Raw genomic sequence first — 26,162 nt, forward strand, 5'->3', positions numbered from 1 at the left:
TGGAGAATGTTATGAAATCAGTGGTTATTCACGCTGAGGGAGACGTGCGCGTTGAAGAACGTCCCTTACCACAACTGCAAGCCGAGGACGATGTGTTGGTCAAGGTCGTTAGCTCAGGGCTTTGCGGGTCGGATATCCCGCGTATTTTCGCGCAGGGCGCCCATTATTATCCTATTACGTTAGGTCATGAATTCAGCGGCTACGTTGAATCCTACGGCACAGGCGTAACGGATATGCAGCCCGGCGATGCCGTCGCTTGTGTCCCGCTTCTTCCCTGCTTTCACTGTCCGCAATGCGAACGCGGTTACTTTTCTTTATGCAAACAGTATCAGTTTGTAGGATCGCGCAGCGAAGGCGGTAATGCGGAGTATGTGGTGGTCAAACGGGCCAATCTTTTCCGCTTGCCGTCTGATATGCCAATTGAAGATGGCGCGTTTATCGAACCGATTACCGTGGGCTTACACGCCTTTCATCTGGCGCAGGGCTGCGAGGGGAAAAACGTAATTATCGTCGGGGCCGGGACAATTGGCCTGTTGGCCTTACAGTGCGCGCGGGAACTGGGCGCGCGAAGCGTAACGGCGATTGATATCAATCCGCAGAAACTGGAACTTGCGAAAGCGCTCGGCGCAACGCATACCTGTAATAGCCGGGAAATGACCGCCGACGACATCCAGACCGCGTTGTCCGACATTCAGTTTGATCAACTGGTTCTCGAAACGGCAGGAACTCCCCAGACCGTCTCGCTGGCTATCGATATCGCCGGGCCGCGCGCGCAGCTGGCGCTGGTGGGGACGTTACATCACGATCTCACCCTGACAACGCGTACATTCGGGTTAATTTTGCGTAAAGAGCTCACGCTCCTCGGCAGTTGGATGAACTACTCCGCGCCATGGCCAGGAGAGGAATGGGAAACCGCAGCGCGCCTGTTGGCTGAAAAACGTCTTCAACTGGCCCCTCTCATTGCCCATCGCGGCGATGCGGAAAGCTTTGCAGAAGCAGTCAAAGCGCTTAATGGCGCGCCCATGCAGGGCAAAATCTTACTTCAACTTTCCTGATGGTACGAGCCAGCAACCTGCGCTGGCTCACATTTCCTTTCGAAATTTAGCGTTCACCTTTCGCAATCCTTCGTTTAAACTAGTTACAGTTAATTATCAGGCAAATCAATATGAACTCATTTGAGCGAAGAAATAAAATTGTCGACCTGATTAATACGCAAGGCAGCGTGCTGGTGATGGACCTTTCAAATACCTTTGGTATTTCTGAAGTAACTATCCGTGCTGACCTGCGTCTGCTGGAAGAGAAAGGCCTTGTCACCCGTTTTCATGGCGGCGCGGCAAAACCGGGAAGTCATCTGGCGGAAGGCGACAATCAGGAAGTCATTCTGGAAGATCGGTATCAACTCGCCAGCGATCCGAAAAAGCGGATTGCCCAGGCGGCTGCGGCAATGGTTGAAGAAGGAATGACCATCATTCTGGATAGCGGGAGCACAACATTACTGATTGCGGAAGCGCTCGCGCGAAAAAGCAATATTACGGTGATCACTAACAGCTTGCCTGCCGCTTTTACGCTATCAGAAAATAAAGATCTCACGCTGGTGGTCTGCGGCGGTACGGTACGGCATAAAACCCACTCAATGCACGGCACGATTGCGGAACGATCGCTACACGGCATCAGCGCCGATGTCATGTTTGTCGGGGCGGATGGTATTGATGCGACAAACGGTATTACCACGTTTAACGAAGGTTATTCCATTAGCGGCGTCATGGCGGCGGCGGCACACAAAGTTATCGCGGTACTGGACGCGACCAAATTTAACCGTCGCGGCTTTAACCAGGTATTGCCGATGGACAAGATCGACTGTGTGATAACCGATGACACCATCAGCAAACAGGATAAAGCGGCATTAGCGAAAACAGGCGTGGAATTAATGATCGTCTAAAAAGGAGTCGGTTATGCGTTGCTGATCGCGAGAGTAAGCCCGAAGGAAAGGTCCGGCCCGCTATCACCGCCCAATGCCCCCATCAATTTACCCACATCAATCACCTGATTGAGTATTAACACGATGGCGATAAAAGGCGGTTCCCGGGCGCTCGCTTTTATTCTTCCTGCTGCTCCAGCGCATACTTATACAGCGCATTTTTCTTCACGCCGTGAATTTCTGCTGCCAGCGCCGCCGCTTTTTTCAGCGGCAGTTCTGCCTGTAGCAGCGCCAGCGTGCGCAGCGCGTCGGCGGGCAGGTCGTCTTCTTGCGCTTTATGGCCTTCGACAATCAGCACCATTTCGCCTTTGCGACGGTTTTCATCTTCTTTGACCCACGCCAGCAGCTCGCCGACCGGCGCGCCGTGAATGGTTTCCCAGGTTTTGGTCAGCTCACGCGCCAGCACCACATAACGGGATTCTCCCAATACCGCGACGATATCTTCCAGGCTATCTAACAGGCGGTGGGTTGACTCATAAAAAATCAGCGTTCGCGGTTCCGTTTCAATGGCTTTTAGCGCATCACGGCGGCCTTTGGATTTCGCCGGTAAAAAGCCTTCATAGCAGAAACGGTCGGATGGCAGGCCAGCGGCGCTCAGGGCGGCAATCGCCGCACACGGCCCCGGTAGCGGCACCACGCGAATCCCCGCTTCGCGACAAGTACGCACCAGGTGGTAGCCGGGGTCATTAATCAGCGGCGTACCGGCGTCGGAAACCAGCGCAATGTTCTGCCCTTCTTTTAGCTTCGCGACCAGCGTTTCCGCTTTTTGTTGTTCGTTATGGTCGTGCAGCGCAAACAACCGGGCATTAATCCCAAAATGTTGCAGCAATAAACCGGTGTGACGAGTATCCTCGGCGGCAATCAGATCTACAGCCTGTAACACCTCCAACGCACGCTGGGTAATATCCGCCAGATTACCGATAGGAGTAGGTACAATAAAGAGTTGGCCCTGAGAATTATCCGCCGATTCGTTTTGTTTCATTGTGTCGTCCGTATTGCCGATTTAATATTGAGCATTGCGTAAAAAAATATCACTGGATACAGTATGGTACCCTCAACATTTTCTCGTTTGAACGCCGCGCGCGCGCTGCCTGTCGTCCTGGCTGCGCTACTTTTCGCCGGGTGCGGCACCCAGGCGCCAGATCAAAGCGCAGCCTATATGCAGGGTTCAGCGCAAGCTGACTCCGCCTTTTACCTGCATCAGATGCAGCAAAGCGCAGATGATAGCAAGACCAACTGGCAATTACTCGCCATTCATGCACTGCTGAAAGAAGGAAAAAGCCAGCAGGCCGTCGAGTTGTTCAATCAACTCCCGCAAAATCTGAACGATGCCCAGCGTCGCGAACAATCTTTATTAGCGGTAGAAATCAAACTGGCGCAAAAAGATGTCGCAGGCGCGCAGGCCTTGCTGGATAAACTAAAACCCGCCGACTTTGCGCCACATCAGCAAGCGCGTTACTGGCAGGCGCAGATCGTTGCCAGCCAGGGACGCCCGTCGCTTACCTTGTTGCGGGCGTTAATCGCCCAGGAACCGCTACTGGCGGCGAAAGATAAACAAAAAAATATCGACGCCACCTGGCAGGCGCTCTCCGCCATGACGCCGGATCAGGCCAGGACGTTAGTTATCAACGCTGATGAAAATGTGCTTCAGGGCTGGCTGGATCTGCAACGCGTCTGGTTTGACAACCGCAACGATCCAGACATGCTGAAAGCCGGGATCGCCGACTGGCAAAAACGCTACCCGCAAAATCCGGGGGCGAAAATGCTGCCGACGCAGCTCGTCAATGTACAACGTTTTAAACCAGCTTCCACCAGCAAAATCGCTCTGCTGCTGCCGCTGAACGGTCAGGCTGCCGTGTTTGGCCGTACCATCCAGCAAGGTTTCGAAGCCGCGAAAAACCTCGGCACCCAGGCGGTAGAGATGCAGCCTGCCGCCGCGCCTGACGCGCCGGTCGAACCTGGCGTGGAGGAGACGCAACCACAAATGACCAACGGCGTCGCCAGTCCGTCGCAGGCCTCGGTGAGCGATCTGACTGATGACGCTCCAGCCCAGTCCGCTACGCCAGTCAGCGCGCCACAGACTCCCCCTGCTACAGCAAGCGCGCCGGCGGATCCCTCCGCTGAATTAAAAATCTATGATACCTCTTCCCAGCCGTTGGATCAGGTGCTCGCTCAGGTTCAGCAAGACGGCGCCAGTATCGTGGTCGGGCCGTTGTTGAAAAACAATGTGGAAGCGCTGATGAAAAGCAACACGCCGCTCAACGTGCTGGCGCTCAACCAGCCGGAAACGGTACGTAGCTTCCCTAATATCTGCTATTTCGCGCTCTCTCCGGAAGATGAAGCCCGTGACGCGGCGCATCATATTTATGACCAGGGCAAGCAGTCGCCGCTGCTGTTGATCCCACGCAGCGCGCTTGGCGATCGCGTGGCGAACGCCTTCACCCAGGAGTGGCAAAAACTGGGCGGCGGCATCGTGTTACAGCAAAAATTCGGCTCCGTAGCCGAGCTGAAAATGGGCGTGAACGGCGGCGCGGGTATCGCGTTGACGGGCAGTCCGGTCGCCGCCAGCGTGCCTGCGCAGCCTGGCGTCACCATTGGCGGTCTGACTATCCCTGCGCCGCCGACCGACGCGCAAATCACCGGTGGCGGACGCGTAGACGCGGTCTATATTCTGGCTACGCCGGAAGAGATTGGCTTTATCAAACCGATGATCGCCATGCGTAACGGCACCCAGAGCGGCGCGACGCTGTATGCCAGCTCCCGCAGCGCGCAAGGCACCTCCGGCCCCGACTTCCGTCTGGAAATGGAGGGTTTACAATACAGTGAAATTCCTATGCTGGCAGGCGGCAATATGCCGTTGATGCAGCAGGCGCTGAGCGCTGTACATAACGACTATTCTCTGGCGCGGATGTACGCCATGGGCGTGGATGCCTGGACGCTGGCGAACCACTTTTCGCAGATGCGTCAGGTGCAGGGATTTGAGATCAATGGTAATACCGGCGCATTAACCGCCAGCCCGGATTGTGTGATTAACAGGAAGTTATCATGGCTCAAATACCAGCAAGGGGAGATTGTTCCCGCCAGCTAACGCGTAAACAGGCTGGCGACGCGTGGGAAGCTGCCGCGCGTCGCTGGCTGGAAAGCAAAGGACTGCGGTTTATCGCCGCCAACGTGCGCGAGCGCGGCGGCGAAATCGATCTGATCATGCGCGACGGAAAAACGACGGTTTTTGTTGAGGTCCGCTATCGGCGCTCCGGGCTTTATGGCGGCGCGGCGGCTAGTGTGACCCGCAGCAAGCAACACAAATTATTACATACTGCCCGCTTGTGGCTCGCCCGCCAGAATGGGAGTTTTGATACTGTGGATTGTCGGTTCGATGTGTTAGCCTTCACCGGAAATGAGATTGAGTGGTTTCGGGATGCGTTTAACGACCACTCATAATTGAAGATTTTAAGGATTAGCGTGCTCGAAAGAATCAAAGTTTGCTTTACAGAAAGCATTCAAACTCAAATTGCTGCGGCGGAAGCACTTCCGGATGCCATTTCCCGCGCCGCCATGACGCTGGTTCATTCCCTGCTTAACGGCAACAAAATCCTCTGTTGTGGAAACGGGACGTCCGCGGCCAACGCACAGCATTTTGCTGCCAGCATGATTAACCGCTTTGAAACGGAGCGACCCAGTTTACCCGCCATTGCACTAAATACCGATAATGTGGTCTTAACTGCGATCGCTAACGATCGCCTGCACGATGAAGTTTATGCAAAACAAGTCCGGGCGCTGGGACATGCAGGCGATGTTTTATTGGCGATCTCTACGCGTGGTAATAGTCGCGATATCGTAAAAGCCGTTGAAGCAGCCGTCACACGTGACATGACCATTGTGGCGCTAACCGGGTATGACGGGGGTGAGCTGGCCGGACTATTAGGGCCGCAGGATGTCGAAATTCGTATCCCTTCACACCACAGCGCGCGCATTCAGGAAATGCATATGCTGACGGTAAACTGCCTGTGCGATTTGATCGATAACACGCTTTTTCCTCACCAGGATGATTAAGGAGTACACATGAAGGCATTTTCGCCGCTCGCAGTCCTTATTTCTGCGTTGCTATTGCAAGGTTGCGTCGCCGCCGCGGTAGTGGGTACGGCAGCCGTCGGCACCAAAGCCGCAACCGACCCGCGTAGCGTGGGCACCCAGGTGGATGACGGAACGCTGGAACTGCGTGTCAGCAGCGCGCTGTCGAAAGATGAGCAAATCAAAAAAGAGACGCGCATCAATGTCACGGCTTATCAGGGCAAAGTTTTGTTAGTGGGCCAGTCGCCAAACAGCGAACTCTCCGCACGCGCGAAACAGATAGCGATGGGCGTTGAAGGCACCACCGAGGTCTATAACGAGATTCGCCAGGGTCAGCCTATCGGCCTGGGGACCGCCTCTAACGATACCTGGATCACCACGAAAGTTCGCTCACAGCTACTGACCAGCGATCAGGTAAAATCGTCAAACGTGAAAGTCACCACCGAAAATGGCGAAGTGTTCCTGCTGGGCCTGGTGACTGAACGTGAAGGTAAAGCGGCAGCGGACATCGCCAGCCGGGTGAGCGGCGTGAAACGCGTGACCACCGCCTTTACGTATATTAAGTAACCGGTGTGCCGGGTGGCGATAAAAATGTGTAAACCGCGTCGCCATCCGGTAAATCATCCGGCTTCGCTATTCCGCTTTTTCCCGCAGTTGCGATGAGGTCAGAATCGTCACGCCTTCTTGTGCTGGCGCCAGCGCTTCCGCCAGCATGGCCCGCGCCACATCCCGCACATCAATCGATTTCCAGTTTCCGGGCAGCAGCCGGAATAGCGGAGCGAAAAGCGTTTCATTCACCCGCCGCGTTGTTCTGTCGCCGAGCAGCATAGAAGGCCGGGCAATCGTCAAACGAGGCCAATTTTGCGCGATTAACGCCTCTTCCATTTCTCCTTTCACCCGATTGTAGAAAAACGGAGAGTGCGCGTTTGCTCCCATTGCGCTGACCACCACCATGTGCTGCGCACCCAGTCGACGCCCGGTCAGCGCGGTATCAACCACCAGCGTATAATCCGCATGAATAAACGCCGCTTTACTTCCCGCTTCACGCCGGGTCGTGCCCAGGCAGCAAAAAACAATATCCACCGGGTCGGTCACCTGAGCTAACGCGTCGGTAAGCTGCGGATCGTGAGGGTTATAAACGCCGACAATATCCGTCAGCGGGCGACGCGTCGGCGCGGCGATAGCGCTCACCTGCGGCGTGTTGATTAACATTCTCAGCAGATGTCCGCCGACCAGTCCGGTCGCGCCGGTAATCAGTACCTGACTCATCCTCGCTCCTTTACAGATTTGTCCACCTTGCACTCTCGGCCCTATCGACCAGGCTTAATAGTCTACGAGGTAAGTATCCATCATTGTGGAAAATTTGCCTTACCCGACGCCACCACTGCGGAGGAAACGCATGAGTAAGAAAATTGCCGTTTTGATTACCGATGAATTTGAAGATTCAGAATTTACCTCGCCGGCAGCAGAATTCCGTCAGGCCGGCCATGAGGTCATCACCATCGAAAAAGAGGCGGGTAAAACGGTGAAAGGAAAAAAAGGCGAGGCCAGCGTCACCATTGATAAGGCTATTGATGACGTTCGTCCCGACGAGTTCGACGCCTTGCTATTGCCGGGAGGTCATTCGCCGGACTACCTGCGCGGCGACAGCCGTTTCGTGGATTTTACCCGCGATTTCGTTAACAGCGGTAAACCGGTTTTTGCCATTTGCCACGGCCCGCAGTTGTTGATCAGCGCCGATGTCATTCGTGGCCGCAAACTCACGGCGGTGAAACCGATTATTATCGATGTGAAGAACGCGGGCGCGGAATTTTACGATCAGGAAGTCGTCGTCGATAAAGATCAGCTGGTGACCAGCCGCACGCCTGACGACCTGCCGGCATTTAACCGCGAGGCGCTACGCCTGCTGGGCGCGTGAGTCACGTAACCAGTGCAGTTTTTTACCAAACCCCAGCGTGTTGTCGGTGAATTTAATTTCATCCAGCCGGATTTCCCATACCGGCGCTGGCAGCACCCTGGCGACCGGGAAGCGACGAAGGTAAGCTTTACGCGCGGCGTCGCTCTCCTGCCCCTCCAGACGGCGAATTTCCCCTTTAAACTGCACGCCGCGAATGCGCGCCACCGTTTTCGGCTGACCATTGACCGTTCCCGCAACTGGCGCGCACGCGCCGGACATTTGCGCATGGCGGGTTTTATCATCCGTTAACAGATACAGCGCGACGTTTTGCGCATCGAACAAATAAAACGCATTGGCGCACCACAGCTCTCCCTCATGGTGTACGCACCAGGTCACCACGTGTTGTTTCGCCAGCCAACGGCCAATAGCGGTAAGTGTGTCCATCTTTATTCTCGCTTATACTGGGAACCTGAAAATTATCATGCTGATGGCGACAATGACACCCTGGTATCTGTATCTGATTCGTACTGCAGACAATGCGCTTTACACCGGAATAACCACCGATGTGGCGCGTCGTTACAGGCAGCATCAAACGGGAAAAGGCGCAAAAGCATTACGGGGAAAAGGCGAGTTAACGCTGGCGTTTGCGGCGCAGGTCGGCAATCGCTCGCTGGCCCTGCGCATAGAGTATCGCATCAAACAGCTCACAAAGCGCCAGAAGGAGCGCCTTGTGACGGAACGCGAAGCGTTTGAGGCGCTGCTGTCCAGCCTGCAAACGCCGGTGCTTAAAAACGATTGAAGTGGTCGTGATACTCCACCAGCCCCGTCACGCCCTCCAGCGCATCCTCAGCCAAACGGTGTACCTGGAAAGCGCTTTCCGTACCGGGCCAACGGCAGTGAAGATCGTAATGTGCGGCCAGTTCAAAACCGAAGCGGCTATATAACGCCGGATCGCCCAGCGTCACGACCGCCGCGTAGCCGAACTCGTTGAGCGAATCCAGCCCTTCATACACTAACTGGCGCGCCAGCCCTTGCCCGCGATACTTTTCATCGACCGCCAGCGGCGCCATGCCGACCCACTGTAAATCTTCGCCCTGCACATCAACCGGGCTAAAGGCGACATAGCCCACCACCTGACCTTCATCATCCGTGGCCACCAGTCCGAGCGTCAGAAAACCATCTTCACGCAAATCGTGAACCAGCTTCGCTTCCGCATCGCTTTCGAATGAACGGCGTAACAGCGCATCAATACCAGGCGCATCAATGGGAATTTCTACTCGAATTAGCATGGTTCACCTACCGAGGTCTGTTTGGTTTCCGGCGAGTTTTTCATTCCCGCCTCAACAAAATCCGCCAGTTGCAGCAGCATAACGCGTAACGCTTTCGGCATCTGCTCCAGTTCGATGGCGTCCATCAGATTCTTCACATACAACCCTAACTCAGTATCGCCTTCAATGACCAGTCGACGCTGGAAAAAGAGCGTATCCGGATCCTGTTTACGGGCGGCGATCATTAGCAGATCGCTGGCGTCGGCGCTAAAACTGACGTCAGCATCCGCCTGCTGGCTAACGATCAGCTTTTCATTTTCAACCGTGGTATACCATTTTAAGTCGATGTCACGAACATGAATGCTTAACCAACGACCTTCGAGGAATTCCAGCTCTCCATCGGCCAGCGCCTGACGAAACTGCCAGCTCAGAACCTGTTCCAGAACCTGGCGCTTTAGCGCAAAGGGCGTCAGTTTAACCGGTACACTCATCAGAGACGGGCCAGCATGGACTAAGCGTGAACGCAGTTTATCTAACACGAGCTTTACTCCCTGTTTCAATAGTCCTGTTATTTTGCCATATCCAATAAATCACATGGCGGCGTAAATCAACAATTGGGTCTGATTTTCTACCCCATTATTGGTGTTACCAATACGCCTTTAACTGCCTTAAATCAAAAATTGTCGCAGCAAGGTTAACTAAAATCCCTGTTCGTTAACAATTTTGCGTCTCAGACGTAACCCTCAGGATAAATTATGGAGCTGCTCTGCCCTGCCGGAAATCTCCCGGCGCTGAAGGCGGCCATCGAAAACGGCGCTGACGCCGTTTATATCGGGTTAAAAGACGATACCAATGCCCGTCATTTTGCCGGCCTTAACTTTACCGAAAAAAAATTGCAGGAAGCGGTGAGTTTTGTTCACCAGCATCGCCGCAAATTACACATCGCCATTAATACTTTTGCGCATCCGGACGGCTATGCCCGCTGGCAGCGCGCCGTGGATATGGCGGCGCAGCTTGGCGCCGACGCGTTGATTCTCGCCGACCTCGCTATGCTGGAATATGCCGCAGAGCGTTACCCGCATATTGAGCGCCATGTTTCCGTTCAGGCCTCGGCAACCAACGAAGAGGCGATTCGCTTTTATCACCGCAACTTTGATGTCCACCGTGTAGTACTGCCGCGTGTACTGTCGATTCACCAGGTAAAACAACTAGCCCGCGTCACGCCGGTGCCGCTGGAGGTATTCGCGTTTGGCAGCCTGTGCATTATGGCGGAAGGTCGCTGCTATCTTTCTTCCTACCTGACGGGGGAGTCGCCCAATACCGTCGGCGCCTGCTCTCCCGCCCGCTTTGTCCGTTGGCAGCAAACGCCGCAGGGGCTGGAATCGCGCCTGAATGATGTCCTGATTGACCGTTACCAGGATGGCGAAAACGCAGGCTACCCAACGCTGTGTAAAGGCCGCTATTTAGTGGACGGCGAGCGCTATCACGCGCTGGAGGAGCCAACCAGCCTGAACACGCTGGAACTGCTGCCGGAGCTCATGGCGGCGAACATCGCTTCGGTGAAGATCGAAGGCCGCCAGCGCAGCCCGGCCTACGTCAGCCAGGTGGCGAAAGTATGGCGCCAGGCAATCGATCGCTGCAAAGCCGCCCCGCAAAACTTCGTTCCACAGCGCGACTGGATGGAGACGCTCGGCGCGATGTCCGAAGGCACCCAAACCACGCTTGGCGCATATCACCGTAAATGGCAGTGAGAGGAGCTATGAAATATTCCTTAGGACCGGTGCTTTATTACTGGCCGAAAGAGACGCTGGAAGATTTTTATCAGCAGGCCGCAAAAAGCAGCGCTGATGTCATTTATCTGGGCGAAGCGGTGTGCAGCAAGCGTCGCGCAACCAAAGTCGGCGACTGGCTGGAAATGGCGAAATCCCTCGCCGCCAGCGGTAAGCAGGTGGTGCTCTCCACCCTGGCGCTGGTACAGGCGTCATCTGAATTAAGCGAGCTGAAACGCTATGTGGACAACGGCGATTTTCTGCTGGAAGCCAGCGATCTTGGCGTGGTGAATCTGTGCGCCGAGCGCAAACTGCCGTTTGTCGCCGGCCATGCGCTGAACTGCTACAACGCGGTCACGCTGCGCCGGTTGCTGAAAGAAGGCATGGTACGCTGGTGTATGCCAGTGGAGCTGTCCCGCGACTGGCTGGTGAATTTGCTTAATCAGTGCGATGAACTGGGCATCCGCAATCAGTTTGAAGTGGAAGTGTTGAGCTACGGGCATCTGCCGCTGGCCTACTCCGCTCGCTGCTTTACCGCCCGTTCGGAAGACCGCCCGAAAGATGAGTGCGAAACCTGCTGTATCAAGTATCCAAACGGTCGTGACGTGTTCTCGCAAGAGAATCAGCAGGTGTTTGTGCTTAACGGTATTCAGACCATGAGCGGCTATGTCTATAACCTTGGCAACGAACTGACGTCGATGCAGGGATTGGTCGATATCGTGCGGCTGTCGCCGTTGGGTACGGAGACATTTGCCATGCTTGATGCCTTTCGCGCTAACGAAAACGGCGGCGCACCATTACCGCTTGCCGCCCATAGCGACTGTAACGGCTACTGGAAGCGGCTGGCCGGGCTGGAGCTACAGGCCTAGCCGGATGGCGGCATAAAGACCTTATCCGGCCTATAAATAGCGATCCCGTAGGCCCGATAAGCGCAGTACCATCGGGCATTGTTTTTGCCGTCAGTCTCATAAAGCTCACTTTGTTAACAACATTCGCTAATCTTTAATGCAGTATTAAAAGATTAACCGGTAACAAAGTGAGCCGTTCTATTCCGTTCTCGGTGCTGGATCTGGCGCCGATCCCTGAAGGAGCTTCGGCAAAAGAAGCCTTCACGCACTCGCTTGATCTCGCACGGCTGGCTGAAAAGCGCGGCTATCACCGCTACTGGCTGGCGGAACATCACAACATGACCGGTATCGCCAGCGCGGCGACCTCGGTATTGATTGGTTATCTGGCGGCCAATACCACAACATTACATCTTGGCTCCGGCGGCGTGATGCTGCCTAACCATTCACCGCTGGTGATTGCCGAGCAGTTCGGCACGCTGAATACGCTCTACCCGGGGCGTATCGACTTAGGGTTGGGACGCGCGCCGGGTAGCGATCAGCCGACGATGCGCGCGCTGCGTCGCCATATGAGCGGCGATATCGATAACTTTCCACGCGATGTCGCAGAGCTGGTGGACTGGTTCGACGCTCGCGATCCTAATCCGCATGTGCGCCCGGTGCCCGGCTACGGCGAGCAGATCCCGGTCTGGCTACTGGGCTCCAGCCTGTATAGCGCGCAACTGGCGGCCCAGCTTGGCCTGCCGTTCGCCTTTGCTTCGCATTTCGCGCCGGATATGTTGTTCCAGGCGCTGCATCTGTACCGTTCCCAGTTCAAACCTTCAGCGCGGCTGGAAAAACCGTACGCGATGGTGTGTATCAATATTATCGCCGCCGACAGCAACCGCGACGCCGAATTCCTGTTTACCTCCATGCAGCAGGCTTTCGTGAAGCTACGCCGTGGGGAAACCGGCCAACTGCCGCCGCCGATTGAGAATATGGAGACCTTCTGGTCGCCATCCGAGCAGTATGGCGTGCAGCAGGCGCTGAGTATGTCGCTGGTCGGCGATAAAGCGAAAGTCCGCCACGGGCTGGTGTCCATTCTGCGGGAAACCCAGGCGGATGAAATTATGGTAAACGGGCAGATTTTCGACCACCAGGCACGCCTGCATTCGTTTGATTTAGCGATGGATGTGAAGCAGGAATTGTTGGGGTAGTGCGTTGTTTTGCCCGGTGACGCTTCGCTTACCGGGCCTACAGCATCAAGTAGGCCGGATAAGGTGCAACCGCCATCCGGCACAATAACGTTACTGGTACACCGGCAGCAAATTAAAGCTCGACAGAATATGGATAACCGCGTTGCCGACACCGAAGACCAGAATCAGGGCAATCATCGGTTTACCGCCCCAGACGCGAAATTTTGGGCTGCCGAAACGTTCGCGAGATTTGCGCGCCAACAGCGCAGGCACAATGGCCGCCCAGATAGTTGCAGCTAAACCTGCATAGCCAATGGCGTACAGAAAACCGTTCGGCCACAGCAGGCCACCGACAATTGGCGGCACAAACGTCAGCAGCGCGGTTTTAAAACGCCCCATTGCCGAGTCATCAAAACCAAACAGATCCGCCAGATAGTCAAACAGCCCCAGCGTCACGCCGAGGAAGGAACTGGCGACCGCAAAGTTAGAGAACACCACCAGCAGCAGATCCAGGCTGCGGCTGTTCAGCACGCCGCTCAACGCCTGTACCAGCACATCAATATTGCCGCCTTTCTGCGCAATGCCGATAAATTCCGGACGCGGGATGTTGCCCATCGTCCCCAGCAGCCAGACGGAATAGAGCGCCAGCGCCAGTAACGTCCCATAAATCAGGCACTTCACGATGGTACGCGGATCTTTGCCGTAATATTTCATCAGGCTCGGTACGTTACCGTGATAACCAAAAGAGGCCAGACAAAATGGCAGCGTCATCAGCAGGTACGGCGTATATGACGCGTGGCTTTCAGCCACGTTAAACAACGTGGCAGGCTGAACGTGCCCCAACAGGCTGCCGAAGGTCAGGAAGAAAGTAATCACTTTCGCGCCCAGCACAATCGCCGTCATCCGGCTGACCGCCTTCGTACTCAGCCACACGACAAACGCCACCAGCAGCGCAAAGGCAAAACCTGCCGCTCGCGCCGGAACGTTCAGCGACATCTCAGCAAAGGTATGATGCAGAATTGAGCCGCTCGCCGAGATATAGGCGTAAGTCAGGATGTAGAGCACAAAGGCAATAGAAATGCCGTTGACCACGTTCCAGCCTTTCCCCAACAGATCTTTGGTGATGGTGTCGAAACTCGAACCAATGCGGTAGTTAAGGTTGGCTTCGAGAATCATCAGCCCGGAGTGCAGCATACAAAACCAGGTAAAGACCAGCGCCGCCATCGACCAGAAGAACCACGCCCCGGACATGACCACCGGCAGGGAGAACATCCCCGCGCCAATGATGGTGCCGCCGATAATCACCACGCCGCCAAGCAGCGAAGGTGACGTTTGGGTGGTGGTAAGTGTTGCCATTCAGCTCTCTCTCCAGTCATTTATAGTGTGACTATCTCTCAATACGCCGCACCGTACCAGTACACGAGTACAAAAGAAATAAAAAAAGCCCCGATTGTGACGATCGGGGCTGTATATTTTACTTTACGCTGTGAATGCGCAGGTCAGCGTGAGTTACGCATCACCGCCGAAACGACGGCGACCGGTAGAGTCATCACGACGCGGACCACGGCTTTCACGACGCTCGCCGCTGAAGCGACGACCATCACCACGACCACCTTCACGACGTTCGCCGCTGAAATTACGACCGCCTTCACGACGTTCGCCACTGAAGCTACGACCACCGCCGCGACGTTCGCCGCCCGCGTGCGGAACCGCATCACCCAACAGCTGCATATTCATCGGCTTGTTCAGGATGCGGGTACGCGTGAAGTGCTGGAGCACTTCGCCCGGCATACCTTTCGGCAGCTCGATGGTGGAGTGAGACGCGAACAGCTTAATGTTACCAATGTAACGGCTGCTGATGTCGCCTTCGTTAGCGATAGCGCCCACGATATGACGAACTTCAACGCCGTCATCACGGCCCACTTCAATGCGGTATAACTGCATATCGCCAACGTCACGACGTTCACGACGCGGACGTTCTTCACGGTCGCCACGCGGGCCACGGTCATTACGATCGCGCGGACCACGGTCGTCACGGTCACGGAATTCACGCTTAGGACGCATCGGCGCATCCGGCGGCAGAATCAGCGGACGCTCGCCCTGCGCCATTTTCAGCAGTGCGGCAGCCAGCGTTTCGAGATCCAGCTCTTCACCTTCGGCAGACGGCTGGATTTTCGCCAGCAGCGCACGGTACTGATCCAGATCGCTGCTTTCCAGTTGCTGCTGAACTTTCGCGGCGAATTTTTCCAGACGGCGTTTACCCAGCAGTTCTGCGTTCGGCAGTTCCACTTCCGGAATGGTCAGCTTCATGGTGCGTTCGATGTTGCGCAGCAGACGACGCTCGCGGTTCTCAACGAACAGCAGCGCGCGACCGGCGCGACCCGCACGACCGGTACGACCGATACGGTGAACGTAGGACTCGGAGTCCATCGGGATATCGTAGTTCACCACCAGGCTGATACGTTCAACGTCCAGACCACGTGCCGCAACATCGGTGGCGATCAGGATGTCCAGACGACCATCTTTCAGGCGTTCCAGAGTCTGCTCACGCAGCGCCTGGTTCATATCGCCATTCAACGCGGCGCTGTTGTAGCCGCTACGTTCCAGCGCTTCTGCTACTTCCAGGGTCGCGTTTTTGGTACGTACGAAAATAATCGCCGCATCAAAGTCTTCCGCTTCCAGGAAACGCACCAGCGCTTCGTTTTTACGCATACCCCAGACAGTCCAGTAGCTCTGGCTGATGTCAGGACGGGTAGTCACGCTGGACTGAATGCGCACTTCCTGCGGCTCTTTCATAAAGCGGCGGGTAATGCGACGAATCGCTTCCGGCATGGTGGCGGAGAACAGAGCGGTCTGATGACCTTCCGGGATCTGCGCCATAATAGTTTCAACGTCTTCGATGAAGCCCATACGCAGCATTTCGTCGGCTTCATCCAGCACCAGACCACTCAGTTTAGAGAGGTCGAGAGTGCCACGTTTTAAGTGATCAAGCAGACGTCCCGGCGTACCGACAACGATCTGCGGCCCCTGACGCAGGGCGCGTAACTGCACGTCATAACGCTGACCGCCGTACAGGGCAACCACGTTTACGCCGCGCATGTGTTTAGAGAAATCCGTCATGGCTTCGGCCACCTGTACCGCCAGTTCGCGGGTTGGCGCCAGCACCAGAATCTGAGGTGCCTTCAGCTCAGGATCAAGATTGTTGAGCAGCGGTAAAGAGAACGCTGCGGTTTTGCCGCTACCGGTCTGGGCCATGCCCAGCACGTCGCGACCGCCCAGCAGATGCGGAATGCACTCTGCCTGGATTGGAGATGGTTTTTCGTAACCCAGATCGGTAAGGGCTTCAAGGATAGGAGCCTTCAGCCCCAGATCTGCAAAAGTGGTTTCGAATTCAGCCATGTAGTACGTGTGCCTCAAAATTAATGGCGGCCAGTCTACATAACTCATCATGAAATTGATCTGCAATTTTCATTGAAAAGTGTGAACCGGCTCAAAGTAGGTGTATTAACGAACAACAACGCCCTCACCCGCGAAGGTGATGGCAATCAAAAAGATTACGGGCTGATATGTTCGTCAGCTATTGCTGGTCCGATTCTGCCAGGTCATCTTGGTCCTGGCCCAGGAGCGATAATTCCAACAATGCGTATCGGTGCTCAACAAAGTTATGAACGTTGTTGGCCACCGCCAGTTTGAACAGAGCCGTGGCGCTGTCCAAATCCCCCAGACTTAGGTAATACTTACCTAAATAGAAGTTGGTTTCACTGAGATGCTCAGCGAGCGAGGTGTTATCCGTTGCGTCCGCCTTGAGCCTTTCCATCAGCGTTGCTTCGCTAATGTCGCCCAGGTAGAACTCGACAATGTTCCATCCCCATTGCTCTTTATCCGATTTTTCGAAACGTGCTTTTAACGCTTCTTTCGCCTGCTTCTCATTAAGCTTCTGCTCAACAAGATACAGCCACAGGCTGCGGTAAGGATCATTGGGATCGTCTTGATAAAACGCCAGCAGATCATCTTGCGCTAACTTATCACGGCCGCCGTAATACAATGCGATACCGCGGTTTAAGTGCGCGTAGTTGTAAGTTGGATCAAGCTCTAGTACAGAATCAAACGCTTCATAGGCAGCATCAAAATTGCCTGCCTGCGTTAAATAAATGCCTAAGTAATTGAATACTTCAGGCATATCCGGTCTGATTGCCAGCGCTTGTGAAAAATCATTTCGCGCTAATGCCCTCAAACCAAGACTATCATACAACACTCCGCGCTCATATAAAAGCTGTGCGCGTTCGTCATCGGTTAAAGCCCGACTGGCAAGAATCTGTTCCATACGCGCCAGAATCACTTCCTGCTGTAAAGTCGGTTGCAATGGTACTGCGAGGACTTCACTTTTACGCCAGGCGGAATTACTGCATCCTGCAAGCGTAAGTGCTGTCGCAACGAAACACCAGCGCAAAAAAGGCTTCATTTCCCACTCCCGAAGACAACGATTGAATGAACGTCCTGTTCCCCGGTGGCTCAACAAGGCGTCCAGCCAGGTCTAAAGCCCTCCGCACTGCGGAGGGCAAAAGGCTACCTTACTCGGCCTGTTCGCTCGCCGGAGCTTCCGGCGCAGCCGCAGGTTGAGACTGCTCGGTTGCTTCTTTAATGCTCAGACGTACACGGCCCTGGCGGTCAACTTCCAGAACCTTAACCGGGACTTCCTGACCCATCTGCAGATAATCGGTCACTTTCTCTACACGCTTATCCGCGATTTGAGAGATGTGAACCAGACCTTCTTTACCGCCGCCGATGGCAACAAACGCGCCAAAGTCAACGATACGGGTCACTTTACCATTGTAGATACGGCCGACTTCGATCTCTGCGGTGATCTCTTCGATACGACGGATAGCGTATTTCGCTTTTTCACCGTCGGTCGCCGCGATCTTCACAGTACCGTCATCTTCAATTTCGATGGTGGTGCCGGTCTCTTCAGTCAGCGCGCGGATCACAGAACCGCCTTTACCGATCACGTCTTTGATCTTGTCCGTGCTGATCTTGATGGTATGGATACGCGGCGCGAATTCAGAGATATCGCCGCGCGGCGCGTTGATCGCCTGTTCCATCACGCCCAGGATGTGCAGACGCGCACCTTTAGCCTGGTTCAACGCAACCTGCATGATCTCTTTGGTGATACCTTCAATTTTGATATCCATCTGCAGCGCAGAGATACCGTCGCGGGAACCCGCCACTTTGAAGTCCATATCGCCCAGGTGATCTTCGTCGCCCAGAATGTCAGACAGTACAACGTAGTTGTCGCCTTCTTTCACCAGACCCATAGCGATACCTGCTACGGCGGCTTTAATTGGCACGCCAGCGTCCATCAGCGCCAGAGAAGCGCCGCACACGGAAGCCATAGAAGAAGAACCGTTGGATTCGGTGATTTCAGACACCACGCGAACGGTGTACGGGAATTTATCCATGTCCGGCATCACTGCCAGCACGCCGCGCTTCGCCAGACGACCGTGACCAATTTCACGACGCTTCGGAGAACCGACCATGCCGGTTTCGCCTACGGAGTACGGAGGGAAGTTGTAGTGGAACAGGAAGCTGTCAGTACGCTCGCCCATCAGTTCATCAAGCACCTGCGCGTCACGGGCAGTACCCAGAGTTGCGGTAACCAGCGCCTGCGTTTCACCACGGGTAAACAGAGCGGAACCGTGAGTACGCGGCAGTACGCCAGTGCGCACGTCCAGACCACGGATCATGTCTTTTTCACGGCCATCAATACGCGGCTCGCCTGCCAGTACGCGGCTACGCACCACGTTTTTCTCGATAGCGTGCAGGATTTCGCCCAGCTCGTTAGCATCCAGAGTTTCATCTTCTGCAATAAGCTGCTCGATGGTTTCGGATTTGATTACGTCAACCTGAGCATAGCGCTCTTGTTTATCGGTGATGCGGTACGCGTCGCTCAGACGAGATTCAGCCAGCGCAGCAACACGCGCGTTCAACGCGTCGTTGACGGCTTCCGGCTGCCAGTCCCAACGCGGTTTACCGGCTTCTTTCACCAGATCGTTGATCGCCTGGATAACAACCTGCTGCTGCTCGTGACCGAATACCACCGCGCCCAGCATAGTGTCTTCGCTCAGCAGTTCAGCTTCGGATTCCACCATCAGCACAGCCGCTTCGGTACCGGCAACCACCAGGTCCAGCTTGCTTTCTTTCAGCTCGTCCTGGGTCGGGTTCAGCACGTACTGGTCATTGATGTAACCTACGCGCGCCGCGCCGATTGGGCCGTTGAACGGAATGCCGGACAGGGACAGCGCAGCGGATGCGCCGATCATGGCAACGATGTCTGGGTTAACCTGCGGGTTAACGGAAACGACGGTCGCAATAACCTGCACTTCGTTAACGAAGCCTTCCGGGAACAGCGGACGAACCGGGCGGTCAATCAGACGCGCGATCAGGGTTTCGCCTTCGCTTGGACGGCCTTCACGACGGAAGAAGCTGCCCGGGATACGACCAGCAGCGTAGGTACGCTCCTGATAGTTAACGGTCAGTGGGAAGAAGTCCTGGCCTGGCTTGGCTTTTTTCTGGCCGACAACGGTAACGAATACGGCGGTGTCATCCATGCTTACCATAACAGCGGCAGTGGCCTGACGCGCCATCATGCCAGTTTCCAGCGTAACGGTATGCTGACCGTACTGGAATTTACGAACGATCGGATTAAGCAAAATAATATCCTTTCCAATTTTTGACGGCATAATACGCGCCGTCGTTAATACCCGATCTTCTGCGCATCCTCGCGACTAATGACAACCCTAACCCTGATATGGGTAAAGCCTCTCATTAGCCGCGCGAACCTCTGCAACGGAAGATCATTCATAGCAACAATACATTAGTTTCCAGCGAATTGCTGCCATCTGCTGGAAAAAAGGGGCCATGAAGGCCCCCTCTTTCTGAAACTCGAAAGAATTAGCGACGCAGACCCAGACGCTCAATCAGCGCGGTGTAGCGTGCAACATCTTTACGTTTCAGGTAGTCGAGCAGTTTACGACGCTGAGAAACCATACGCAGCAGACCACGACGGCTGTGGTGATCTTTTTTATGCTCTGCAAAGTGACCCTGCAGGTGGTTAATCTGTGCAGTCAACAGAGCAACCTGAACATCGGTAGAACCGGTGTCGTTTGCGTCACGACCGAACTCAGAAACGATTTTAGCTGTAGCTTCAGTACTTAGAGACATTTTAAAACTCCAAAGTATTTAAGAATGAGAGGACGCCGATCTCTAATTCAGCGATCCCAGTGTACGCCGCGTAAACTGTTAAATAATTTACGCGACGTTAAGCGGCGGTATTCTACTCGCAGCGCTCTCTTATCGCAAGACGAAGCGACATTACGCCGGGTACTCTACTACCAGCCGACGAGGCGCGACACGGCCTTCGTCGTCAATTTCGCCCATACCGATAAATTTATCGTCTTCACCTTCCGTCACACGAACCAGTCCCTTCAACGGCGCGCCCGCGGTACGAACCGGGTTGCCATTTTTGAAGTATACCGAAGATGTTAACGGCAGATTAACAACAGGATAGTCCGAAGCTGGACTGTCCATTGGCATCAATAATGGATCGAGCAACTGCGCCGCCGGAACGCCCTGCTGTTCCGCCTGTGCTACCAGCGTCTGCAAATGCTCCAGCGTCACCATACGATCCACCGGATACTTGCTGACCGTCAGACGACGCAGGTACGTTACGTGCGCGCCACAGCCCAGTTTCTCACCTAAATCATCAATAATGGTACGAATATAGGTGCCTTTGGAGCAGTGAACTTCCAGCTCCAGCTCGTTACCTTCATGGCGAATAAACAGCAGCTCATAGACGGTAATCGGGCGGGCTTCTCGCGGCACTTCGATACCCTGGCGGGCATATTCGTACAGCTTCTTGCCCTGATACTTCAGCGCCGAATACATCGAGGGAATCTGTTCGATATCCCCACGAAAGGTCTCCAGCGCGCTCGCAAGCTGCTCAGCGCTGAAAGTCACCGGACGCTCCTGCACGATTTGACCATCGGCGTCAGAGGTATCCGTGCGCTGCCCCAGACGGGCAATAACACGATAGCGTTTGTCAGAATCCAGCAGGTACTGCGAAAATTTTGTCGCTTCGCCGAGGCAAATCGGCAACATGCCGGTCGCCAGCGGGTCCAGCGCGCCGGTATGCCCGGCGCGGTTGGCATTGTAGATGCGCTTAACTTTCTGCAGCACGTCATTGCTGGACATACCCTGCGGCTTATCCAGCAGCAGAACGCCGTGAATGTCGCGGCCACGACGACGAGGACGACTCATCAGTCCTCCTTGCTGTCGTCCGGGTTCACACGACGTTCTTCGTCATGTTTCACCACGTTAGTCACCAGGTTGGACATACGCATCCCTTCCACCAGCGAGTTGTCGTAGAAGAAGGTCAGTTCCGGTACGATGCGCAGACGCATCGCTTTACCCAGCAAGCTGCGGATGAAACCAGACGCTTCCTGCAGGGCCTTAATGCCGTTTTTCACAGCCGCTTCGTCCTGATCGTTGAGGAACGTCACGAATACTTTGGCGTATGCCAGATCGCGGGACATTTCAACACCCGATACGGTGGTCATCATACCTACACGTGGATCTTTGATTTCGCGTTGCAGGATGAGCGCGATCTCTTTCTGCATCTCTTGCGCTACGCGCTGCGGGCGACCAAATTCTTTCGCCATAATAAATTCTCCAGAATAAAGACAAAAAAGGGGCCATAAGCCCCTTTTTAAATTTCTTGCCGGGTGGCGCTTCGCTTACCCGGCCTACGCCTAATCATCTTCTAAGGATTTTGGATTGCAACAAGGCGGCAAGCTCGTAAATCCCCGGGAGCATAGATAACTATGTGACCGGGGTGAGCGAGCGCAGCCAACGCCGTTGCGGCCCAAAAGACGACGAAGATTAAGCGATGGTACGTTGGATCTCGATAATCTCGAACACTTCAATCATATCGCCAACGCGAACGTCGTTGTAGTTCTTCACGCCGATACCACATTCCATGCCGTTACGGACTTCGTTAACGTCATCTTTGAAGCGGCGCAGGGACTCCAGCTCGCCTTCATAGATAACCACGTTGTCGCGCAGAACGCGGATTGGGTTATGGCGTTTAATTGTACCTTCGGTAACCATACAGCCCGCGATCGCGCCGAATTTCGGCGATTTGAACACATCGCGCACTTCAGCCAGACCGATGATCTGCTGTTTCAGTTCCGGAGACAGCATACCGCTCATCGCCGCTTTCACTTCGTCGATCAGGTTATAGATGACGGAGTAGTAACGCAGATCCAGGCTTTCAGATTCGATCACTTTACGCGCAGAGGCATCGGCACGAACGTTGAAGCCAACCAGAATGGCGTTGGACGCCGCAGCCAGGGTCGCGTCGGTTTCGGTGATACCACCTACGCCAGAACCGATGATCTTCACTTTCACTTCGTCGGTAGACAGTTTCAGCAAGGAGTCGGAGATCGCTTCCACAGAACCCTGTACGTCGGCCTTCAGCACGATGTTCACTTCGTGAACTTCGCCTTCGGTCATGTTGGCGAACATGTTCTCGAGTTTAGATTTCTGCTGACGAGCCAGTTTAACTTCACGGAATTTACCCTGACGATACAGAGCAACTTCACGCGCTTTCTTCTCGTCGCGAACCACGGTCACTTCGTCACCCGCAGCCGGAACGCCGGACAGGCCGAGGATTTCCACCGGAATGGACGGACCCGCTTCCAGCACTTCCTGACCCAGTTCGTTACGCATCGCACGCACGCGACCGTATTCGAAGCCACACAGCACGATATCGCCCTTATGCAGCGTACCTTCGCGTACCAGAACGGTAGCCACCGGACCACGACCTTTATCCAGGAAGGATTCGATCACCGCGCCGCTCGCCATACCTTTGCGTACCGCTTTCAGTTCCAGAACTTCGGCCTGCAGCAGGATAGCATCAAGCAGTTCGTCAATACCGGTACCCGCTTTCGCAGACACGTGAACGAACTGGCTTTCACCGCCCCACTCTTCCGGCAGAATGCCGTACTGGGACAGTTCGTTCTTAACGCGATCCGGATCGGCTTCCGGCTTATCGATTTTGTTCACCGCAACCACGACCGGCACACCTGCCGCTTTCGCGTGCTGGATAGCTTCGATAGTCTGCGGCATCACGCCGTCGTCTGCCGCTACCACCAGAACCACGATATCCGTTGCCTGGGCGCCGCGAGCACGCATAGAAGTAAACGCGGCGTGACCCGGGGTATCCAGGAAGGTGATCATCCCGTTGTCAGTTTCAACGTGGTAAGCACCGATGTGCTGGGTAATGCCGCCCGCTTCGCCAGAGGCTACTTTCGTGGAACGAATGTAGTCCAGCAGAGAGGTTTTACCGTGGTCAACGTGGCCCATGATGGTCACAACCGGTGCGCGCGGTTCAGCCGCAGCGCCGGTATCACGGTCGCTCATTACCGCTTCTTCCAGTTCGTTTTCACGACGCAGGATAACTTTGTGGCCCATCTCTTCGGCAACCAGCTGTGCGGTTTCCTGGTCGATGACCTGGTTGATGGTGGCCATGGCGCCCAGCTTCATCATCGCTTTGATGACCTGAGAACCTTTCACCGCCATCTTGTTCGCCAGTTCGCCAACGGTGATGGTTTCACCGATCACCACGTCGCGGTTAACGGCCTGAGCGGGCTTCTGGAAGCCTTGCTGTAAAGAAGACCCTTTACGCTTGCCGCCTTTACCGCCGCGAACCGCAGCACGAGCTTCTTCGCGATCGGCTTTGGATTCGGCATGTTTGCCTTTTTTCGCCGGACGCGCCGCTTTTGCATTACGGCCACGACCACGACCGCCTTCAACTTCACGATCATTTTCGTCTTCGGCCTGGCGCGCGTGCTGAGAAGTGGTGACATGATAGTCACTGGTGTCTTCTACTGGCTCAGGCGTTGCGGTCCATTTGTTTTCTTCCGCCATGCGGCGAGCTTCTTCTGCTACACGACGCGCTTCTTCTTCGAGTTTGCGACGTGCTTCTTCTTCCGCTTTACGCTTCAGCTCTGCAGCTTCATTCTCACGGCGGGCTTTTTCGGCCTGGGCGGTTTTGGTCATATCGTCAGTCTGTTGATTGCTCACTTTGTCTTTTTCCGCAGCTTCACGTTTCGCTTTTTCAGCGGCTTCACGCTTAGCTTGTTCTGCGGCCTCGCGTTCAGCTTTTTGTTGCGCCTCGCGTTTGGCCTGTTCTTCTGCCTCACGACGGGCTTGCTCTTCCGCTTCACGCTGCGCCTGCTCTTCCGCGGCCAGGCGTTCAGCCTCTTGCGGATCGCGTTTCACAAAGGTGCGCTTCTTGCGGACTTCGATTTGTACCGATTTACTTTTTCCACCGGTACCTGGAATGTTCAGGGTGCTGCGCGTCTTACGCTGCAGCGTCAGTTTATCGGGACCAGAAACCGCTTCGCGGTTCAGGTGCGCCAGTAAAGTCTGTTTTTCTTGTGCGGACACAGAGTCGTCAGCAGATTTCCGGATACCTGCATCAGCAAACTGCTGTACCAGGCGATCCACGGAAACCTGTCTCTCTGCGGCCAGCGCTTTTAGGGTTACATCTGTCATGCTGTTCCTTCCTGCTACAGTTTATTACGCTTCGTCGCCGAACCAGCAAATATTACGGGCAGCCATAATCAGCTCACCGGCTTTTTCGTCGGTCAACCCTTCGATATCAGCCAGATCATCAATGCCCTGGTCGGCGAGATCTTCCAGCGTACAAACACCACGAGCCGCCAGTTTGAAAGCCATATCGCGATCTAATCCTTCCAGATTCAGCAGATCGTCAGCCGGTTTGTTATCACCGAGGCTTGCTTCCTGGTCCTGCGCCAGAGTGGCCAGTGCGTTTTTAGCACGCTCGCGCAGTGCTTCAACGGTCGGCTCATCAAGGCCGTCAATTTCCAGCAGTTCTTTCATTGGCACATAGGCCAGTTCCTCGAGCGTGGAGAAACCTTCTTCTACCAGAACGGTCGCGAACTCTTCATCAATATCAAGATATTTAGTAAAGATCTCGATAGCGGCATGTGCTTCAGCCTGATGTTTAGCCTGCAAGTCATCAACGGTCATTACGTTGAGTTCCCAGCCGCTCAATTGCGAAGCCAGGCGGACGTTCTGACCATTACGTCCGATCGCCTGCGCCAGATTACCGGCTTCAACGGCGATATCCATGGTATGTTTATCTTCGTCCACCACGATAGACGCGACGTCTGCCGGCGCCATCGCATTAATGACGAACTGCGCCGGGTTATCATCCCACAGCACGATATCGATACGCTCACCGCCCAGTTCGGTAGAGACCGCCTGAACGCGCGCGCCGCGCATCCCCACGCAAGCGCCGACCGGATCGATACGTTTATCGTTGGTTTTCACTGCGATTTTCGCACGAGAACCCGGATCGCGAGCCGCCGCTTTAATTTCAATCACTTCTTCGCCGATTTCCGGCACTTCGATGCGGAACAGTTCGATCAGCATTTCCGGCTTGGAACGGGTGACGAACAGCTGCGCGCCACGCGCTTCCGGGCGAACAGCGTACAGCACGCCGCGAATACGGTCGCCAGGACGGAAGTTTTCGCGCGGCAGCATATCTTCACGCAGAATCACCGCTTCAGCGTTACCGGCCATCCCTTCGGATTTAATTTCCAGAGAGATATTGTCGCGGTTCACTTTCTTCACCACGCCAGTGACGATTTCGCCTTCCTGGTCGCGGAACTGATCGACAACCATCGCGCGTTCAGCTTCACGGACCTTCTGTACGATAACCTGTTTCGCAGTCTGCGTGGTGATACGGTCAAAGGTGACAGATTCAATCTGATCTTCAACATAGTCGCCGACATTCAGGCTTTCGTCTTCAAAACGCGCCGCTTCCAGCGTAATTTCCTTCGTCGGCATGGTCACTTCTTCAACGATCAACCAACGGCGGAAAGTATCAAAATCACCGCTTTTACGATCGATTTCTACACGAACATCGATCTCCTGCTCATATTTTTTCTTTGTTGCTGTCGCCAGCGCACTTTCCAGCGCTTCAAAAATTTTTTCGCGTGGCAGCGCTTTTTCGTTGGAGACGGCTTCAACAACAGCCAAAATTTCTTTGTTCATCGCGGGCTTTTCACCTCAT

At 54.9% G+C, this 26,162-nt stretch carries 26 protein-coding genes; 11 read left to right on the top strand and 15 right to left on the bottom strand.

Features of this window, described 5'->3' with window-relative positions; genetic code table 11:
- Positions 1 to 11 precede the first annotated feature (11 nt).
- A complete protein-coding gene (gatD, locus tag J4728_RS12045; RefSeq protein ID WP_000844173.1) occupies positions 12 to 1,055 on the top strand; it encodes a galactitol-1-phosphate 5-dehydrogenase in 1,044 nt (347 codons plus the stop codon).
- Positions 1,056 to 1,165: 110 nt separating this feature from the next.
- Positions 1,166 to 1,939, top strand: coding sequence for a DeoR/GlpR family DNA-binding transcription regulator (locus J4728_RS12050; protein WP_001083899.1), 774 nt, complete (start codon positions 1,166 to 1,168; stop codon positions 1,937 to 1,939).
- 157 nt (positions 1,940 to 2,096) lie between these two features.
- Here J4728_RS12050 and rsmI read toward each other — a convergent pair whose 3' ends face one another.
- Positions 2,097 to 2,960 (bottom strand): 16S rRNA (cytidine(1402)-2'-O)-methyltransferase, encoded by an 864-nt coding sequence (rsmI, locus tag J4728_RS12055; protein ID WP_000812288.1) that lies wholly within the window; start codon positions 2,958 to 2,960, stop codon positions 2,097 to 2,099.
- Between the two features lie 63 nt (positions 2,961 to 3,023).
- Here rsmI and J4728_RS12060 point away from each other — a divergent pair, with 63 nt between their 5' ends.
- The 4 genes from J4728_RS12060 to dolP are packed head-to-tail and all read left to right on the top strand — an operon-like array spanning position 3,024 to position 6,616.
- Positions 3,024 to 5,066: a penicillin-binding protein activator gene (locus tag J4728_RS12060; RefSeq protein ID WP_080092561.1), complete on the top strand. Its 2,043-nt coding sequence runs from the start codon at positions 3,024 to 3,026 to the stop codon at positions 5,064 to 5,066.
- Positions 5,024 to 5,419, top strand: a complete 396-nt coding sequence (locus J4728_RS12065) for a YraN family protein (protein ID WP_000057285.1) — start codon at positions 5,024 to 5,026, stop codon at positions 5,417 to 5,419. The genes J4728_RS12060 and J4728_RS12065 overlap by 43 nt, the downstream gene beginning before the upstream one ends.
- 21 nt (positions 5,420 to 5,440) lie before the next feature.
- Entirely contained in the window at positions 5,441 to 6,031 is a 591-nt protein-coding gene (gene diaA, locus J4728_RS12070; RefSeq protein WP_000893481.1) for a DnaA initiator-associating protein DiaA, read from the top strand.
- A gap of 9 nt (positions 6,032 to 6,040) precedes the next feature.
- The gene (gene dolP, locus J4728_RS12075; RefSeq protein WP_000643280.1) at positions 6,041 to 6,616 is read left to right on the top strand and encodes a division/outer membrane stress-associated lipid-binding lipoprotein; all 576 of its coding nucleotides are present in this window, start codon (positions 6,041 to 6,043) and stop codon (positions 6,614 to 6,616) included.
- Between the two features lie 66 nt (positions 6,617 to 6,682).
- Here dolP and J4728_RS12080 read toward each other — a convergent pair whose 3' ends face one another.
- Positions 6,683 to 7,318, bottom strand: coding sequence for an NAD(P)H-binding protein (locus J4728_RS12080; protein WP_058144884.1), 636 nt, complete (start codon positions 7,316 to 7,318; stop codon positions 6,683 to 6,685).
- 130 nt (positions 7,319 to 7,448) lie between these two features.
- On the opposite strand from J4728_RS12080, the gene yhbO reads away from it, so the two are divergent.
- Positions 7,449 to 7,967: a protein/nucleic acid deglycase gene (gene yhbO, locus J4728_RS12085; RefSeq protein WP_000037599.1), complete on the top strand. Its 519-nt coding sequence runs from the start codon at positions 7,449 to 7,451 to the stop codon at positions 7,965 to 7,967.
- Here the strand turns inward: yhbO and J4728_RS12090 are convergent.
- On the bottom strand, positions 7,947 to 8,390 hold the full coding sequence (locus J4728_RS12090; protein ID WP_000380404.1) for a YhbP family protein: 444 nt from the start codon (positions 8,388 to 8,390) through the stop codon (positions 7,947 to 7,949). The two genes, yhbO and J4728_RS12090, sit on opposite strands and share 21 nt — an antisense overlap.
- A gap of 37 nt (positions 8,391 to 8,427) precedes the next feature.
- Between J4728_RS12090 and J4728_RS12095 the strand changes: the two genes are divergently transcribed.
- Positions 8,428 to 8,745, top strand: a complete 318-nt coding sequence (locus tag J4728_RS12095) for a GIY-YIG nuclease family protein (RefSeq protein ID WP_000928383.1) — start codon at positions 8,428 to 8,430, stop codon at positions 8,743 to 8,745.
- On the opposite strand, the gene J4728_RS12100 is transcribed toward J4728_RS12095, so the two are convergent.
- Both J4728_RS12100 and J4728_RS12105 read right to left on the bottom strand, forming a co-directional pair.
- Complete coding sequence (locus J4728_RS12100) at positions 8,732 to 9,235, bottom strand: GNAT family N-acetyltransferase (RefSeq protein ID WP_000908562.1); 504 nt, start codon at positions 9,233 to 9,235, stop codon at positions 8,732 to 8,734. The genes J4728_RS12095 and J4728_RS12100 overlap by 14 nt on opposite strands.
- Positions 9,229 to 9,753, bottom strand: coding sequence for an SCP2 domain-containing protein (locus J4728_RS12105; RefSeq protein WP_000884721.1), 525 nt, complete (start codon positions 9,751 to 9,753; stop codon positions 9,229 to 9,231). Before J4728_RS12105 ends, J4728_RS12100 begins: the two co-directional genes overlap by 7 nt.
- A 216-nt stretch (positions 9,754 to 9,969) precedes the next feature.
- Here J4728_RS12105 and J4728_RS12110 point away from each other — a divergent pair, with 216 nt between their 5' ends.
- The 3 genes from J4728_RS12110 (at position 9,970) to J4728_RS12120 (ending at position 13,024) form a co-directional block, all read left to right on the top strand.
- Positions 9,970 to 10,965: a peptidase U32 family protein gene (locus J4728_RS12110; RefSeq protein WP_000421309.1), complete on the top strand. Its 996-nt coding sequence runs from the start codon at positions 9,970 to 9,972 to the stop codon at positions 10,963 to 10,965.
- A complete protein-coding gene (locus J4728_RS12115; RefSeq protein WP_077905101.1) occupies positions 10,956 to 11,852 on the top strand; it encodes a U32 family peptidase in 897 nt (298 codons plus the stop codon). The genes J4728_RS12110 and J4728_RS12115 overlap by 10 nt, the downstream gene beginning before the upstream one ends.
- A gap of 167 nt (positions 11,853 to 12,019) precedes the next feature.
- Positions 12,020 to 13,024 carry a luciferase-like monooxygenase gene (locus tag J4728_RS12120; protein ID WP_208211810.1) on the top strand — a complete coding sequence of 335 codons (1,005 nt, stop codon included), beginning with the start codon at positions 12,020 to 12,022 and terminating at the stop codon, positions 13,022 to 13,024.
- A gap of 90 nt (positions 13,025 to 13,114) precedes the next feature.
- On the opposite strand, the gene mtr is transcribed toward J4728_RS12120, so the two are convergent.
- From mtr to nusA, 10 genes are all read right to left on the bottom strand, one after another.
- The gene (gene mtr / locus J4728_RS12125; protein ID WP_000224387.1) at positions 13,115 to 14,359 is read right to left on the bottom strand and encodes a tryptophan permease; all 1,245 of its coding nucleotides are present in this window, start codon (positions 14,357 to 14,359) and stop codon (positions 13,115 to 13,117) included.
- A gap of 153 nt (positions 14,360 to 14,512) precedes the next feature.
- Positions 14,513 to 16,402, bottom strand: a complete 1,890-nt coding sequence (deaD, locus tag J4728_RS12130) for an ATP-dependent RNA helicase DeaD (RefSeq protein ID WP_000807248.1) — start codon at positions 16,400 to 16,402, stop codon at positions 14,513 to 14,515.
- Entirely contained in the window at positions 16,395 to 16,475 is an 81-nt protein-coding gene (gene yrbN / locus J4728_RS12135) for a protein YrbN (RefSeq protein WP_010723222.1), read from the bottom strand. The genes deaD and yrbN overlap by 8 nt, the downstream gene beginning before the upstream one ends.
- Before the next feature lie 105 nt (positions 16,476 to 16,580).
- Complete coding sequence (nlpI, locus tag J4728_RS12140; RefSeq protein ID WP_000802069.1) at positions 16,581 to 17,465, bottom strand: lipoprotein NlpI; 885 nt, start codon at positions 17,463 to 17,465, stop codon at positions 16,581 to 16,583.
- Positions 17,466 to 17,574: 109 nt separating this feature from the next.
- Positions 17,575 to 19,710, bottom strand: a complete 2,136-nt coding sequence (gene pnp / locus J4728_RS12145; protein ID WP_001670767.1) for a polyribonucleotide nucleotidyltransferase — start codon at positions 19,708 to 19,710, stop codon at positions 17,575 to 17,577.
- A 241-nt stretch (positions 19,711 to 19,951) separates the two neighbouring features.
- Positions 19,952 to 20,221 (bottom strand): 30S ribosomal protein S15, encoded by a 270-nt coding sequence (gene rpsO, locus J4728_RS12150; protein ID WP_000059465.1) that lies wholly within the window; start codon positions 20,219 to 20,221, stop codon positions 19,952 to 19,954.
- A gap of 150 nt (positions 20,222 to 20,371) precedes the next feature.
- Positions 20,372 to 21,316 carry a tRNA pseudouridine(55) synthase TruB gene (gene truB, locus J4728_RS12155; RefSeq protein WP_000089672.1) on the bottom strand — a complete coding sequence of 315 codons (945 nt, stop codon included), beginning with the start codon at positions 21,314 to 21,316 and terminating at the stop codon, positions 20,372 to 20,374.
- Positions 21,316 to 21,717, bottom strand: coding sequence for a 30S ribosome-binding factor RbfA (gene rbfA / locus J4728_RS12160; protein ID WP_001040208.1), 402 nt, complete (start codon positions 21,715 to 21,717; stop codon positions 21,316 to 21,318). Before rbfA ends, truB begins: the two co-directional genes overlap by 1 nt.
- Before the next feature lie 220 nt (positions 21,718 to 21,937).
- Positions 21,938 to 24,616 carry a translation initiation factor IF-2 gene (gene infB, locus J4728_RS12165; RefSeq protein WP_000133064.1) on the bottom strand — a complete coding sequence of 893 codons (2,679 nt, stop codon included), beginning with the start codon at positions 24,614 to 24,616 and terminating at the stop codon, positions 21,938 to 21,940.
- A 24-nt stretch (positions 24,617 to 24,640) separates the two neighbouring features.
- The gene (gene nusA / locus J4728_RS12170; protein ID WP_001031038.1) at positions 24,641 to 26,143 is read right to left on the bottom strand and encodes a transcription termination factor NusA; all 1,503 of its coding nucleotides are present in this window, start codon (positions 26,141 to 26,143) and stop codon (positions 24,641 to 24,643) included.
- Positions 26,144 to 26,162 lie beyond the last annotated feature (19 nt).

The organism is Salmonella sp. 32070601201500089SM (assembly GCF_017573605.1).
Taxonomy (GTDB): domain Bacteria; phylum Pseudomonadota; class Gammaproteobacteria; order Enterobacterales; family Enterobacteriaceae; genus Salmonella; species Salmonella enterica.

Coding starts and splice junctions, on each gene's coding strand:
- J4728_RS12090 (WP_000380404.1), bottom strand. CDS start 8,390: ATGGACACACTTACCGCTATTGGCCGTTGGCTGGCGAAACAACACGTG.
- rbfA (WP_001040208.1), bottom strand. CDS start 21,717: ATGGCGAAAGAATTTGGTCGCCCGCAGCGCGTAGCGCAAGAGATGCAG.
- mtr (WP_000224387.1), bottom strand. CDS start 14,359: ATGGCAACACTTACCACCACCCAAACGTCACCTTCGCTGCTTGGCGGC.
- J4728_RS12065 (WP_000057285.1), top strand. CDS start 5,024: ATGGCTCAAATACCAGCAAGGGGAGATTGTTCCCGCCAGCTAACGCGT.
- yrbN (WP_010723222.1), bottom strand. CDS start 16,475: ATGAAAATTGCAGATCAATTTCATGATGAGTTATGTAGACTGGCCGCC.
- yhbO (WP_000037599.1), top strand. CDS start 7,449: ATGAGTAAGAAAATTGCCGTTTTGATTACCGATGAATTTGAAGATTCA.
- J4728_RS12050 (WP_001083899.1), top strand. CDS start 1,166: ATGAACTCATTTGAGCGAAGAAATAAAATTGTCGACCTGATTAATACG.
- J4728_RS12110 (WP_000421309.1), top strand. CDS start 9,970: ATGGAGCTGCTCTGCCCTGCCGGAAATCTCCCGGCGCTGAAGGCGGCC.
- infB (WP_000133064.1), bottom strand. CDS start 24,616: ATGACAGATGTAACCCTAAAAGCGCTGGCCGCAGAGAGACAGGTTTCC.
- dolP (WP_000643280.1), top strand. CDS start 6,041: ATGAAGGCATTTTCGCCGCTCGCAGTCCTTATTTCTGCGTTGCTATTG.
- rsmI (WP_000812288.1), bottom strand. CDS start 2,960: ATGAAACAAAACGAATCGGCGGATAATTCTCAGGGCCAACTCTTTATT.
- J4728_RS12095 (WP_000928383.1), top strand. CDS start 8,428: ATGCTGATGGCGACAATGACACCCTGGTATCTGTATCTGATTCGTACT.
- deaD (WP_000807248.1), bottom strand. CDS start 16,402: ATGGCTGAATTCGAAACCACTTTTGCAGATCTGGGGCTGAAGGCTCCT.
- rpsO (WP_000059465.1), bottom strand. CDS start 20,221: ATGTCTCTAAGTACTGAAGCTACAGCTAAAATCGTTTCTGAGTTCGGT.
- gatD (WP_000844173.1), top strand. CDS start 12: ATGAAATCAGTGGTTATTCACGCTGAGGGAGACGTGCGCGTTGAAGAA.
- J4728_RS12100 (WP_000908562.1), bottom strand. CDS start 9,235: ATGCTAATTCGAGTAGAAATTCCCATTGATGCGCCTGGTATTGATGCG.
- nusA (WP_001031038.1), bottom strand. CDS start 26,143: ATGAACAAAGAAATTTTGGCTGTTGTTGAAGCCGTCTCCAACGAAAAA.
- J4728_RS12115 (WP_077905101.1), top strand. CDS start 10,956: ATGGCAGTGAGAGGAGCTATGAAATATTCCTTAGGACCGGTGCTTTAT.
- nlpI (WP_000802069.1), bottom strand. CDS start 17,465: ATGAAGCCTTTTTTGCGCTGGTGTTTCGTTGCGACAGCACTTACGCTT.
- J4728_RS12080 (WP_058144884.1), bottom strand. CDS start 7,318: ATGAGTCAGGTACTGATTACCGGCGCGACCGGACTGGTCGGCGGACAT.
- J4728_RS12060 (WP_080092561.1), top strand. CDS start 3,024: ATGGTACCCTCAACATTTTCTCGTTTGAACGCCGCGCGCGCGCTGCCT.
- truB (WP_000089672.1), bottom strand. CDS start 21,316: ATGAGTCGTCCTCGTCGTCGTGGCCGCGACATTCACGGCGTTCTGCTG.